Below are 13,695 nucleotides of genomic sequence, written 5' to 3'. Positions count from 1 at the left end.
AATCACCTAGCTATTTAATGCTTATCAATCATTAAAGAGAATATAAACGTCTTATTATATCACATCACCCCCATCACTCATATACAATTTGCTGATAAACTGGGCATTTAAGAGGCTGTTTTACTGATCCTGACTTGTAAAATCAAGCGTTTGTCGTCATAATGAAAGACAGTGTCTTTATTTTTAGGTAGCTTTATGACAAATTCTGTAAAAACTCGCAAATCGTCTCGTCAAATCTCTTTGGTCTTGCTTGGTGGCGCAGGACTCAGCTTAGCGGCATGCTCATCTGAAGCTCCGCAAGCGGTAGCACCTGCCGAGCCACACGAGCAGCCTGCACAATATACCAGTCCTGAAGCACAAGCACTTCAAGAGCAAGCCGCCGCCTTGCAAGCGCAAGCTGCCGAACTTGAGATGCAGGCTCAAGAAGCACAAATGGCAGTCAGCCAGACCGAAGATGAGGGTGAAGCAGTTGCCACCGATGGCAATGGTACAGGCAGCTTACTGGCAGCGGCAGCGGCAGGTGCGGCGGCAGGCTATGTGGCAAGCCGAGCAGCTGGCAACCGAGCTGCCACTGCTCAAGCTTCACAAACTGCTCAAACGCCTACCACCACGCAGCAGCCGGCACAGAGCGCTCAGCAGCAAGCCACCAATGGCAATCGCCAAAGCTTGGCACAAGCCACTCAAGATAACAAAACTGGCACCAGTCGCCAAGGGTTTGGTGCGACGGGCGGCTCGACGGGCGCAGCCTCATGAGACGCATTGCCGTCACACCGCGTCCAGATTGGCAAGACGAGATGGCACGCATTGGCTTTAATTATCACAGCATTGATGGCAATTATTGGCAAGAAGACGCCTGCTATGTGTTTACCGAGGGGCAAATTGACCTCATTGAAGATGCGACCAACGCCTTGCACCAAATGTATGTGCAAGCGGTCGCCCATGTGGTGAAAACTGGCGATTATGAAAGACTTGGCATTGATGATGCCATTGCCAAACAAATCGAGGACAGCTTTCGCACCCAAGCGGTAAGCTTGTATGGACGCTTTGATTTGTGCTTTGATGGCTTCAATCCGCCCAAGCTTTATGAATATAACGCCGATACGCCCACTGCCTTATTTGAGGCAAGCGTCGCACAATGGTATTGGCTTCAGGCTCAGAGCGGTATCTTGAGCGGTGCTGACCAATTTAACAGCATTCATGAGCGTCTTTTGGTAGAGTTTGGCGCACTCAAATCCACCATCAACCAAGACACGCTGTACTTGACGGCGGTATCAAACAGCATGGAAGATTTGACCACCACGCAATACCTACAAGATGTCGCCATTCAAGCGGGACTGCAGACAGAATATATTGACATTGGAAGCATTGGCTATCGCGCTCGCGATGGTCAATTTACCGATTTACAAGATCGTGTTATCCACAATCTGTTTAAGCTGTATCCATGGGAGTGGCTGATGGCAGAAGACTTTGGAAAGTATATTGCCAGTAGCGGCATTCGCCTGATTGAGCCTGCCTATAAGCTTTTGATGAGCAATAAAGCACTGCTTGCCGTCTTATGGGAGCTGTTTCCAAATCATCCCAATCTGCTGCCAGCCAGTCTAACTGCGGCTGACATGACAGGCAATGTGGTTAAAAAGCCCTTTTATTCTCGTGAAGGCGCCAATATCAGCCTAATCCATGAAGGTCAGACGCTTGCGACCGATGGACAGTATGGTCACGAAGGCTATGTCTATCAAGCATCTTCACCTTTACCAAAATTTAGCAACAATCAAGGACAAGATGTGTTTGCGGTCATTGGCAGCTGGATCGTCGGGCATAGCGCTGCCGGCATCGGCATCCGAGAGGACAGCACGCTCATCACCAAAGACACCAGCTTATTTGTCCCACACGCCTTTATCTGACTGAGTTATGTCCATAAAAAATCTCAAGCAGAACACGGCTTGAGATTTTTTATCAAAAACATTGATCACGCTAATGAAGCTTAAAAAGGCATATCATCATCCGACAAACCTTGTGATGGCGTGATCACGGGCTTATTCGCTGGTGGCGTATTTGGCTTTTGGGTAGGCGGTGCGTCTGTATTTTGCTCAATGTGCGCTGGCTGCCCAAAAGAGTGGTTTTGTGCCATCGGGTTACCCTGAGCCTGAGGCGCTCGCTCTTGGGGATAGCCTGAATTTGGGTAAGCTTGGTTTGGCTGAGCCTGCGTATATCCTGATGAATTTTGACCACTAAATTGATTGCCTTGTTGATAGGCGTTATTTGGGTATTGTCCACCTTGATTGCCCTGATTTTGATATGGCTGATTACCAGCATAGCCACCTTGTTGAGTATTGGCATAGCCGCTATTATCCCCACTGGCGCGACTGCCAAGCATCTGCATATTATCAGCGCGGATCTCTGTGGCATAACGCTCTTGACCTGTCTGGGCATCTTGCCACTTGCGTGTGCGCAAACTGCCCTCAACATAAATCTGTGAACCTTTACGAAGATATTGTGAGGCAATCTCCGCCAATCGGTTATTAAATACCACACGGTGCCATTCGGTATGCTCTTTACGCTCGCCCGTATTTCTGTCTGTCCAGCGCTCAGAAGTAGCGATCGATACCGTTGCGATCATGCCACCATTATCAAAATTACGAACTTCTGGGTCGTTACCTAAATTACCCACAAGAATGACCTTATTCACACTCATAAGATTTCCTTTGCTAGTTTTTTAATAAATTTTAATCATTAAATGGTTGGAATTAAGCATACTTTACGCAATTTTTGGATAAATTGCCATCAGTTTTTGGCAAATTTACAAAATAATTCTGTAAAGTCTCATCCTTGGCTAATCTTCAGAAAGTGACTGCGCCTGCTCAAGCATGGGCTTTAAAAATCTGCCCGTATGTGAGCGATCATCTTGGGCGACGGTCTCAGGCGTGCCAGTCGCGACAATCTCGCCGCCGCCGCTGCCACCTTCATAGCCCAAATCCACAATCCAATCTGCCGTCTTAATCACGTCCAAATTATGCTCAATCACCACAACAGTATTACCACGGTCACGCAGTGTATGCAAGATATGTAACAGCTTAGCAATATCATGAAAATGCAGACCTGTCGTCGGCTCATCCAAGATATATAAAGTTTTGCCAGTATCTCGCTTGGCAAGCTCTTTGGCAAGCTTGACGCGCTGAGCTTCACCGCCTGACAGTGTGGTCGCCGACTGGCCCAATCGGATATAATCAAGACCCACTTCGTGCAGCGCTTCTAAGCGGCGATGGATCGCAGGAATGGCTTCAAAAAACACCATCGCTTCTTCGACAGTCATATCAAGCACATCGCTGATGGATTTGCCTTTGTATTTGACCTCAAGCGTTTCGCGATTATAACGCTTACCATGACACGCATCGCATGGCACATACATGTCTGGCAAAAAGTGCATCTCAACCTTAATCAAACCATCGCCTTGGCACACCTCACAGCGACCACCTTTGACATTAAAGCTAAATCGCCCTGCTTTATAGCCGCGCGCTCTGGCTTCTGGCGTTTGGGTGAATAGGTCGCGTATCAAAGTAAACACCCCCGTATAAGTCGCAGGATTTGAGCGTGGTGTCCGACCGATGGGACTTTGGTCAATATCGACCATCTTATCCAAATGCTCAAGCCCTGAGATTTTTTCGTATTTTTCGGGGACAAGTGTGGTGGCGTTATTTAAGGCAGTGGCAGCCAGTGGCATGAGCGTACGATTAATCAGCGTCGATTTTCCCGAACCTGAGACGCCTGTAATACAAGTCATCACGCCGATCGGGATCTGCAAGCTGACATTTTTAAGATTATTGCCGCTAGCGCCGTCCAAGCAAATGTGCAATGGCTCTTGAATGGTTTTTTTGCCTTTGGTTTTTTCGATGGTTTTAGGCGAATGGCGAGTGCTTGGCACCTCGATGCGCCGCTTACCCGACAAATACTCACCCGTCAGCGACCCTTTGGTTTTGGCCACTTGAGCTGCCGTACCCGACGCCACAACACGTCCGCCATGCACGCCTGCACCCACGCCAATATCAATGATATGATCAGCTTGTCTGATGGCGTCTTCGTCATGCTCGACAACCACCACCGTATTGCCCAAATCGCGCAAGTGCATCAAGGTGGATAATAAACGGTCATTATCGCGCTGATGCAGACCGATAGATGGCTCATCAAGCACATACATCACGCCCATTAAGCCTGCGCCAATCTGACTTGCCAATCGAATGCGCTGCGCCTCACCGCCTGACAGCGTCTCAGCCGACCGCGCTAAGGTCAAATACTCCAAACCAACCTTCGTTAAAAAGCCTAAGCGCTCTTTGATTTCCTTAAAAATCTTGTCGGCAACTTCGCCTTTTGCGCCTTTGATTTTTAAGTTTTCATAATATTGCCAAGCCTTTCCGATCGGCAAGTGAATGATGTCGCCAATCGCTTTGTCCTCAACGCGTACATGACGCGCGATGTCATTAAGGCGCACGCCATGGCACACATTACACTCGGTATCCGAAAGATATTGTGCCAATTCATCTCGCACCAAATTGCTCGTCGTCGTGGCATAGCGGCGCTCCAAATACGGTAAAATCCCTTCAAATGGTGCAGTCTTAGTCGTTTTGCGCCCCCGCTCATCGGTGAAATTAAACTCAATTTTTTCTTTGCCTGAGCCTTTTAAAATCAGGGCTTGTTGCTGATTTGGCAGACTTTGCCAAGGGGCATCCATATCTATCCCAAAATGGCGGCACACGGTCGACAGCAAGCCAAAATAATACGCATGACGCTTATCCCACCCATGGATCGCACCTTGATTGAGTGACTTTTCAGGATGAGTGACAATGCGCTCAGCGGCAAAATACTGGCGCTTGCCCAAGCCATCACACGCAGGACACGCGCCAGCAGGATTATTAAAACTAAACAATCTGGGCTCAAGCTCACTCACCGCACGATCACACACAGGGCAAGAATGCTTGGCAGATAATATCTGCTCATCTTCGCCCTCAGGATTGCCATCCATGTGATATAAAATGGCGATGTCATGACCCAATTTAAGTGCCACCTCTAAGCTTTCAGCGACGCGATTACCCAAGTCCTCACGCATTTTGAAGCGATCAACGACCACCTCGATGCTGTGTTTTTTGTTTTTTTCAAGGCTGGGCAAATCATCAGTTTCATAAATCACCCCATCGATACGCACGCGCGTAAAGCCCTGAGAAGGCAGCTGTTCAAGTAGCGCAGTGTGCTCGCCTTTACGCTCACGCACCACAGGCGCCAGTATCATCAGCTTAGTATCCACAGGCAAGCTCATCACCCCATCCACCATCTCACTGACGGTCTGTGCGACCATCGGCTCGCCGTGCTCAGGGCAATACGGCACGCCCACACGCGCAAACAACAAGCGCAAATAATCATACACTTCGGTAATAGTGCCCACCGTTGAGCGTGGGTTGTGGTTTGTGGATTTTTGTTCAATGGCGATCGCAGGTGACAAGCCTTCGATGCTATCGACTTCAGGCTTTTCCATTTGGCTTAAAAATTGACGCGCATAGGCTGATAAGCTTTCTACATATCGGCGCTGACCTTCGGCATACAGCGTGTCAAAAGCAAGCGACGACTTGCCAGAGCCTGACAAACCAGTAATCACCACGAATTTATCTCGAGGGATATCCACATCAATATTTTTTAGATTGTGTGTGCGTGCACCGCGGATACTGATTTTGTCGTGCGCCATAGACTTGCCTTTTGATATGTTAAACAGATAGTATAAGACATAATGGGGTAGTTTTAATGGATTTTAAAGTGAGAAATTGTAAGGGTTTTATAATCTTTGCAATGTTTTATTTCGGTTATTTACCCAATGATTTTAAAGAATAACCAACGCCTGTTTTTATTCTTGGCGTAAATTCTGCCAACTTTGATTAAGCTCATTATCACTTCTATTAACTCAATCCCTAATGTCGCTAAAAAGTAACGGACTGGTGTTTTTTAGAACTATCGCAATTAACGCCAAGTCTGCAACATTGGTTTTATATCTTTCAATATTAAATCGGTGCCGACTTTTTATTATATTACAGCGGTTGTTAGGCAATAACCTAGATAGATTTTTAAATGAGACATTGTAATATGTTACAACAAATCTTATACCCTAAACAGCGGTCGATGCGTAAGCATAACTACTTAAGTTGCCTGATACCACCGCTTAAAGTCGGTGGGTTTACGGTGAGGGAGGATAAATTGTCGTGATTCTTGGCAAATTTTGGTAAGATAATGACATATTTTGATTAATTTGGAGCAGTATTATGTTTTTTATCGCCGTTGATCCCAATGATTTTTCAGTCACTTATGCCAAACGAATCGCCGAACACATCATCGCCTACGACCAAAAGCACGCTGTACTAAGTGATGAACAACGTGAGATGCTAAACACCATCACCCGTCCGACGATGGGTAATCATGAAGACGAAATTAAACAGTTGTGTGAGCACTTGATCCAGACTTTGGTCATCACCGATTCCAAGGGCGAGACCCTGAAATTTTATCGGGATGATGAACAAGGCTTGTTGTATTTTGGTGATGAGACGGGTTGGCACGCTGGACGAGCACTGCACAAGCACCCGACCCTTGATCCAGACCATCTCAATCAAGACTAAAATGACCCATCGCATTTATCTTGGTGGTTCATTTGACCCCATCCATCGGGCGCATCTGCAGATGGTGCTAAGCGCACATGATGCCATACGCCAAAAAACTGCTGACAAGGTCTACCTTCATCTGCTACCGACTGCCGGCAACCCCTTTAAGGGCGCGCCGACATCGCACGCACACCGCATCGCCATGCTCAAGCTTGCCATCGCACCCTTGATAAGACAAGGCATGGATGTATCAATTGATGAGCGTGAGCTGTCTTTGACACCCCCTGTGTACACCATCGACACCATACGACAGCTTAAGACAGCTTATCCTGACGACTCTTTGATTTTTATTATTGGGGGCGATAGTTTGGCGAGTCTGCACCACTGGAAGGCGTATGATGAGCTCATTTGCCAAGCCAAATTGTGGGCATTTGACCGCGCTGATACTACGCCAGCTGATGAGACCGTGGCTACAAAATGCACCACCGATTTGGATGAATTTTTGGCAAATGACAAGACCATCTATCTGGATCCGACGCCCATCTTAAACATCTCATCCAGTCAAATCCGTGCCCTAATCGCTGATGGTCACCCTAAGCTTGCTGCACCACTGCTGGATGAGCGCGTCTTGGCGTATATCCATGAAGAAGGTTTATACCAAAGCCCTAAAAATATGCTATAATTAAAAGTTATCCATCAAATTATCAATCAATTATGACCACATTGAATTTAGACCAAACGCTGTCACTTGTCACCAAAACGCTTGATGACTTAAAAGCAAAAAACATAACGACCCTTGAAATCGAACACCTCACCGAAGTCGCCGAACGCATCATCATTTGTGAAGCCACCAGTAAACGCCACGTCAAAGCCTTGGCGGACAAATTGGGTGCTGCAACCAAAGAAGCAGGGCTGATGCCGCTTGGCCGTGAAGGCGATAAAGACAGTGATTGGACACTGGTGGACTTGGGCTCGGTGGTAGTGCACATCATGACCCCACAAGCGCGAGAATTCTATGATTTAGAAGGCTTGTGGTCATCTCCAGAAGCACTAAAAGCCTTAGTAGCCCAAAGAGACTAAGCCAGCTTAATTAGCGGTGTGCCTGCAGGTGGTAATACCACTGATAGCGCACCCCATAGCCGATGTGCAGCAGATTGGCGATGATACGCCCTGTCAATCCCCACACCACTTCAGGCTCGCCAATCTGCCTATCATCGATCAGCCATGCTGGGGTGTGCAAGTGCGTGCGCCCAAGCTCAGGACGCTCAAAGCGATAGTCCATAGGCGGCGTTGTTTTTAGGTAGGTCAAATCAGCCCAAAATAACCGCTGAATTTCATCTTCGCTGGCGATTAAACTGTCCGCTGTGTCAGGCGTGATACTGGCAACGACAGGACGCACCAATAAGCCTTTTTTGGAGATTTGCATCGGCAAAAACCCAAGCAGCGTACTGGCATCATTCACCAATCCCACCTCCTCAAATGCCTCTCGTATCGCCACCTCATAAGAAGATCGATCCGTCTCATCGCGCTTACCTCCCACCAGTGACACCTCGCCTGCATGGCTGGATAAATTACTTGCGCGGCGAGTTAATAACAGCCTTGGGCTAATCTCATCAGTGATGGCAACAAGCACGCAAGCATGGGGCAGCGGCTTGTCAATGAGCAGCTGCTCATAGGCTTGATTCAGCTGCTGTCTATAAGCCCCTTCGATCAGATCATTATTCTGCGTCAAAGACAAAATATCCACGCCTTGATAGCCAGATAATGAGCGGCTAAGCTTAGAGAACCGATGCTCCGATGGCAGATAGACTGCTGTTTTATCGACGAAATTTGGATCAGTATGGGCCTTAATTTGGCTTGAAAAATAGTTCATAAAGTTTGTATTTTTGGTGAAATTGGCTTAAACTGAATCAGTCACGACAATCAAAGCTATCCTTACTAATATGATTTTTGGGTAGTGTTCATTAATCAGCCAGTTTATTATAGACCGATGCCCTACTGTATGCAATGCGGACATACCGCCACCTACACCATCCCCGAAGGCGACAGCCGTCAGCGCCTCGTCTGCCCAGCGTGCGGATTCATTCATTATGATAATCCCAAGATGATTTGTGGGGCTTTGGTGCGCCATGAGAATAAAATTTTGCTTTGTCGCCGCGCCATTGAGCCTCGGCATGGCTACTGGACGCTGCCAGCAGGATTTATGGAAATTGGTGAAACGATGATGGAAGGTGCGCTGCGCGAAACCATCGAGGAAGCCGCCGCGATCGCCACCGACGCCAAGCTGTATTGTTTATTTGACATTCCGTATTTGGGGCAGATCCACGCCATGTACTTGACGAATTTATCTCGTGATGGGCGATTTGGGGTTGGCGTTGAAAGCTTAGAGTGTGCCTTGATTGATGAGCAGGATATTCCGTGGCAGGATTTGGCATTTCGCACGATTCGCTTGACGCTTGAACGCTATCTGGCGGATAAAGCTGCGATCATCGCCCAAGGCAAGGATGCTGATGAGTTTGCCAATTATCCGATCCATCAAATCACTTTGGACGAAATTGTCGCGGACGAATTACAATAAAAAGCGCACCCCATTTTATCCCAACAGCTGCCGATTCATACTTCTAGGATAAAGTTAATCGGACCGTCATTATGGGCGATCACTTGCATATGAGCACCAAATTGACCCATCGCCACTGGCGTATGACACTGTTTGGCATAACAAACCAACTCATCAAACAGTTGTGCTGCCTGATCAGGTGGCATCGCTGGTCCAAAGTCAGGGCGGCGACCTTTATCGGTCAGTGCCATCAGTGTAAACTGCGACACCAACAGCAAACCACCGCCCACATCAGCCACGCTTTTATCCATTTTGCCAAGCTTATCTGCGTCAGTGGTATTTTCAAAGATGCGATAACTTAATATCTTATTCACCAAGCGCTTTGCTTGCTCAAAATCATCCGACTTGCCAATACCGATATAGGCAAGTATCCCGCCATCGATCTTACCGACCACCTCCCCTTGTACTTCGACGCGCGCATGGTGCACTCGCTGTATCAATGCTTTCATGATTGCCCTTTTTTAAGAGTGTTTAAGACCAAAACTGTGCTCATCTACTCTGGGTATTTCCCACCAAAGGGCGTCACTGTGGTGCGTTTTTAGATAAGCTTGTAAATACTGCTTGGTATCAGCAGCGATCACTTCATCGCTGCTGTCATCGGCTTGATTATACGCCAGTGCATGCAGATGTATGCCATAAGACTTTAGGGTGCTCAAGCTAAGCAAGGTATGATTGATGCTGCCAAGCCTGCCTGATGTCACCAAAATGACAGGGTAGCCTTGGCTTTGGATGTAGTCGATGATCAGACCATCGTTGGTATCATCCTTGAGCGGTACCATCAGACCGCCCGCACCTTCGATCAGCACAACATCATGACGCGCTAATAATTGCTTTGTGCATGCTGTGATGTGGTCGGTATCTACAGCGATGCCATCAATGCGACTTGCCAGATGCGGTGAAGCAGGATAGCTGAGCACCAGTGGCATCGTCAAGCGCGCGTCATCATCAGGCAGCATACCCACGCCCATCATTCGCCGATGCTTTTCGATGTCTTCACTGATCTTTGCATTGCCAGTTTGAATCAGTTTTTGGGTGATGACTTGCTGATGACTATCCAAAAGCCTGCGCGCAATATAGCCTGTTACGATAGTTTTGCCTATGTCGGTATCGATACCGCTGATAAAATAAGCGCCTTGCATTTGGTGAAGATCGGGTAATGTATTCATAAAGATGAGTTTTTCGGTTTATGAGCGACAAAAAGTAGCGGCTGATAAGTCAGGGTATAGCCGCTTTGGGTATTAAATTGTTGATATTCTTGACAAAGGGTCGCCAAGCGCTGTTTTGTCCAAAAAGCTTTTTGTGAGCCTGTGGCTGTTACACCTGTAGCCTGCAGATGGCGAAGTACCGCCATCGGAGAATCAAAAGTCAGCACGCAAGCTTGAGTCTCGATGACATCAATCACAAAGCCTGCTCGGTGCAGACGCTCACTGAGCACCTGGGGCGTATCATAACAAAGCCCCTGCCCTGTCAGCGCTCGTATTTCGTGCAAATTGCCTTGAACAAAAGTACCGACTGCCAAAAAGCCACCTGCCTTTAGATGCTCAAAAATTTTGGCAAACAGCGTATCGAGTGGATAAATCCACTGAAATACCGATGATGAAATCACGCCATCAAGCGCCAGCGGCAAATCAAGCGTCTGAATATCGCCGATCAGATATTCAGCACAAACACCTGTCGGCAGTGCATTGGCTTGAATGCCTGCATATAAGTCATTCAAATAAAGCTGATCCACACTAAAATGACTCAGTAAAGCATCGGTCAAAAATCCGCTACCCACCCCAATCTCAAGCAGTCTTGAGATGTTTTTATGTGTCTGAATGGTCTGTAGATGCGCGATGAGCTTGGTTGCCATGTCGGCTTGGACGGTGGCGTGCTGCCGATAGCCAAGATGCGCTCGGCAAAATCGCTGGGCAACCGTAGTCAGATCGGGTGTCAAAACAGGCTGAGTCACACCCCACCCCCAACGACTTGCTGCAGCGCTTGGATAAACCCTGCCATCTCATCATCACTGATCGCTTCGGTCAAGCAGATGCGCAGGCGCGACTGACCTTTTGGTACTGTCGGTGGACGCACCGCCAACACATAATAGCCTTGCTGCTTTAGGGCATCGGCTGCCTTGAGGGCGCGCGCGTTTTCTCCCAAGATCACTGGCACGATCTGACTGGCAGACGGGCAGGACAGCCGCATGGCGATCAGCGCTTGTGATAATTGATCACTCATCGCCGCCAAGCGCAATCTTGCTTGGGTCATATTGACTATTTTTTCGAGTACAAACGCCGTCCAAGCCATATTGACAGGCGCCAAAGCCGTACTAAAAATCAGCGGACGCATCGTATTAATCAAATAATCGCGCAAAACCTCATGGCAAATACAGTAGCCACCCACAGACCCCATCGCCTTACCAAAAGCACCGACAATAAAATCGATCTGCTCAATCACGCCATACCCTTCGGCGCAGCCCAATCCGCGAGCGCCGCGCGCACCGATGGCATGAGCCTCGTCAACATACAGCATGACTTTTTGAGATGCCGATTTTAAGCTGACAAGCTTCACCAAATCGGTCACATCACCATCCATGCTAAAGATACTCTCAGTGGCGATGACGATGCGCTCAACACTGTCATCTGCGTGATATTTTTCGATGAGAAGTTTTAATTGATCAAAATTTTGGTGCTGATAGCGGACAGTTTTAGTGCCATTTTGGGCAGCCAGTCGCATCCCATCAATGATACTAGCATGAACCAATTTATCCGCCAAAATCACCGTTTTAGCATCACAGATGGCAGGCAAAATGCCGATATTGGCATGATAGCCGCTATTAAACAGCAGGCATGGGCGACCAAACAGCGATGCCATCTGAGCCTCCAAGCGCTCAAAACTGTCAAAATTCCCTGTCAACAGCCTCGATGAAGACGACCCAAACGGCTGATGCTGCTCATGCAAAACATCCAAAAATTCCTCATAAAGCTGCCGATCTTGAGCAATGCCTAAGTAATCATTACTCGCTAAATTGAGTAAAGGCTTGCCGTCATTAACACAAATAAAGCGCCCGCGGTGGTGCAGTGCTTGAAATTGGCGGTGGTTGTGGCAAGATTTTAGGGCGGACAGTTTATCGGCATAATGATTTAATAACTCACTCATCGCGCGCCTCGGCACTGTCTTTGGGTGTGGGTGCAAGCGTGGTGCGTACCAAGTCTGACACCTCATCAAGCAAAACTGCAAGCTCATCATCACTGATAATAAATGGCGGCATCAAGTACACCAGCCGCCCAAATGGTCGAATCCAAATTCCGCGCGCCACACATTCGCGTTGAATGGTCGGCATATCAATCAGATGGCACATCTCAATCACCGCAATCGCGCCCAAAATACGCACATCTTGGACATGCCAAAGGCTCTTAAGATCGCCAAACGCCGTGCGGCAAGCCTGAGCAATGCGCTCAACATGATGCTGCCACGGGCTTTGTATTAACAGCCGAGTGCTTGCCAAAGCCGTCGCGCACGCCAAAGGATTTGCCATAAATGTCGGACCGTGCATGAACACGCCAGCTTCGCCCTCGCTGATGGTATGTGCAACCTGAGCGGTCGTCAGCACTGCCGATAGCGTCAGATAGCCGCCTGTCAGCGCCTTGCCCAAGCACATAATATCAGGCACAACATCGGCATGCTCGCAAGCAAACAGCTTACCTGTGCGCCCAAATCCTGTGGCGATCTCATCAAAAATTAATAAAACACCATAGTGATCGCACAATTTGCGCAGATGTTTTAGATAATTGACATGATAAAAGCGCATACCACCTGCACCCTGAACAACAGGCTCAATAATGAACGCCGCCAAATGCTCATGGTGCTTTTCAAATGCCGATCGAATGCCATCCATTGCTGACTCGTCCCAAGGCTCATCCATGCCAATCTTAGGCGCATCAACAAAAATACGGCTTGGCAGCGCATTTCCAAAAATCTGATGCATGCCCGTCACAGGATCACAAACACTCATGGCATTCCAGGTATCGCCATGATAACCCGAACGAGTGGTCATGATATTATGCTTCGCAGGCTTGCCTAAGGCGTGTTGGTATTGGATCGCCATTTTTAGCGCCACCTCAACCGCCACCGAACCTGAATCAGCATAAAAGATATGCTCAAGGGGTTTTGGGGTGATGTCAAGTAGCATTTTGCCAAGCTCAATGGCAGGCTGATGGGTCAGCCCCCCAAACATAACGTGAGACATTTTGGTGAGCTGATCGGTGATAGCGTCATTTAAGACAGGATGATTATAACCGTGAATCGCACACCACCACGATGACATGCCATCAATGAGCACCGTGCCATCCGTCAGATGAATACAGCAGCCCTCAGCACGCTCAACCAGCAGTGCCGGCAAAGGGTGTGTCATAGAAGTATAAGGATGCCACAGGTGTTGGGTATCAAATGCGTCAATCATCAGCC

14 protein-coding genes are annotated in these 13,695 nt (G+C 48.1%); 6 read left to right on the top strand and 8 right to left on the bottom strand.

The genetic code is table 11. From position 1 onward, the window contains the following. The first annotated feature begins 195 nt into the window (after nucleotides 1–195). Both AO382_RS08970 and AO382_RS08965 read left to right on the top strand, forming a co-directional pair. Complete coding sequence (locus AO382_RS08970; RefSeq protein WP_064620348.1) at nucleotides 196–753, top strand: hypothetical protein; 558 nt, start codon at nucleotides 196–198, stop codon at nucleotides 751–753. Further along, complete coding sequence (locus AO382_RS08965; protein WP_064620346.1) at nucleotides 750–1,901, top strand: glutathionylspermidine synthase family protein; 1,152 nt, start codon at nucleotides 750–752, stop codon at nucleotides 1,899–1,901. Before AO382_RS08970 ends, AO382_RS08965 begins: the two co-directional genes overlap by 4 nt. An 80-nt stretch (nucleotides 1,902–1,981) precedes the next feature. Here the strand turns inward: AO382_RS08965 and ssb are convergent, their stop codons facing one another. Both ssb and uvrA read right to left on the bottom strand, forming a co-directional pair. Further along, nucleotides 1,982–2,692, bottom strand: coding sequence for a single-stranded DNA-binding protein (ssb, locus tag AO382_RS08960; RefSeq protein ID WP_064620344.1), 711 nt, complete (start codon nucleotides 2,690–2,692; stop codon nucleotides 1,982–1,984). A 138-nt stretch (nucleotides 2,693–2,830) separates the two neighbouring features. Beyond that, on the bottom strand, nucleotides 2,831–5,728 hold the full coding sequence (gene uvrA / locus AO382_RS08955) for an excinuclease ABC subunit UvrA (RefSeq protein WP_064620341.1): 2,898 nt from the start codon (nucleotides 5,726–5,728) through the stop codon (nucleotides 2,831–2,833). Nucleotides 5,729–6,296: 568 nt separating this feature from the next. On the opposite strand from uvrA, the gene AO382_RS10725 reads away from it, so the two are divergent. From AO382_RS10725 to rsfS, 3 genes are read left to right on the top strand one after another with little or no spacing between them, the layout of a single operon-like run. Continuing rightward, entirely contained in the window at nucleotides 6,297–6,647 is a 351-nt protein-coding gene (locus AO382_RS10725; protein WP_115346489.1) for a hypothetical protein, read from the top strand. A 1-nt stretch (nucleotide 6,648) separates the two neighbouring features. Continuing rightward, on the top strand, nucleotides 6,649–7,311 hold the full coding sequence (gene nadD / locus AO382_RS08950) for a nicotinate (nicotinamide) nucleotide adenylyltransferase (protein ID WP_227513672.1): 663 nt from the start codon (nucleotides 6,649–6,651) through the stop codon (nucleotides 7,309–7,311). 32 nt (nucleotides 7,312–7,343) lie between these two features. Further along, complete coding sequence (rsfS, locus tag AO382_RS08945; protein WP_049238169.1) at nucleotides 7,344–7,709, top strand: ribosome silencing factor; 366 nt, start codon at nucleotides 7,344–7,346, stop codon at nucleotides 7,707–7,709. A gap of 10 nt (nucleotides 7,710–7,719) precedes the next feature. On the opposite strand, the gene AO382_RS08940 is transcribed toward rsfS, so the two are convergent. After that, nucleotides 7,720–8,502: an NUDIX hydrolase gene (locus AO382_RS08940; protein ID WP_064620335.1), complete on the bottom strand. Its 783-nt coding sequence runs from the start codon at nucleotides 8,500–8,502 to the stop codon at nucleotides 7,720–7,722. 129 nt (nucleotides 8,503–8,631) lie between these two features. On the opposite strand from AO382_RS08940, the gene AO382_RS08935 reads away from it, so the two are divergent. Continuing rightward, a complete protein-coding gene (locus AO382_RS08935; RefSeq protein ID WP_080975540.1) occupies nucleotides 8,632–9,207 on the top strand; it encodes an NUDIX hydrolase in 576 nt (191 codons plus the stop codon). A gap of 35 nt (nucleotides 9,208–9,242) precedes the next feature. On the opposite strand, the gene dtd is transcribed toward AO382_RS08935, so the two are convergent. From dtd to bioA, 5 genes are read right to left on the bottom strand one after another with little or no spacing between them, the layout of a single operon-like run. Beyond that, nucleotides 9,243–9,695, bottom strand: a complete 453-nt coding sequence (gene dtd / locus AO382_RS08930; RefSeq protein WP_064620333.1) for a D-aminoacyl-tRNA deacylase — start codon at nucleotides 9,693–9,695, stop codon at nucleotides 9,243–9,245. A gap of 12 nt (nucleotides 9,696–9,707) precedes the next feature. Further along, complete coding sequence (bioD, locus tag AO382_RS08925) at nucleotides 9,708–10,412, bottom strand: dethiobiotin synthase (RefSeq protein WP_400260272.1); 705 nt, start codon at nucleotides 10,410–10,412, stop codon at nucleotides 9,708–9,710. Next, nucleotides 10,409–11,197 carry a malonyl-ACP O-methyltransferase BioC gene (gene bioC, locus AO382_RS08920; protein ID WP_064620330.1) on the bottom strand — a complete coding sequence of 263 codons (789 nt, stop codon included), beginning with the start codon at nucleotides 11,195–11,197 and terminating at the stop codon, nucleotides 10,409–10,411. The genes bioD and bioC overlap by 4 nt, the downstream gene beginning before the upstream one ends. Continuing rightward, nucleotides 11,194–12,387, bottom strand: a complete 1,194-nt coding sequence (locus AO382_RS08915) for an aminotransferase class I/II-fold pyridoxal phosphate-dependent enzyme (protein WP_064620327.1) — start codon at nucleotides 12,385–12,387, stop codon at nucleotides 11,194–11,196. The genes bioC and AO382_RS08915 overlap by 4 nt, the downstream gene beginning before the upstream one ends. Further along, nucleotides 12,380–13,690, bottom strand: coding sequence for an adenosylmethionine--8-amino-7-oxononanoate transaminase (bioA, locus tag AO382_RS08910; RefSeq protein ID WP_064620324.1), 1,311 nt, complete (start codon nucleotides 13,688–13,690; stop codon nucleotides 12,380–12,382). The genes AO382_RS08915 and bioA overlap by 8 nt, the downstream gene beginning before the upstream one ends. Nucleotides 13,691–13,695 lie beyond the last annotated feature (5 nt).

Origin of the sequence: Moraxella catarrhalis (assembly GCF_001656295.1) — a bacterium.
In the GTDB taxonomy this organism is placed as follows: Bacteria; Pseudomonadota; Gammaproteobacteria; order Pseudomonadales; family Moraxellaceae; genus Moraxella; species Moraxella veridica.
The sequence above is the reverse complement of the archived record's forward strand: the minus strand, read 5'-3'. Positions and strand labels throughout refer to the sequence as shown.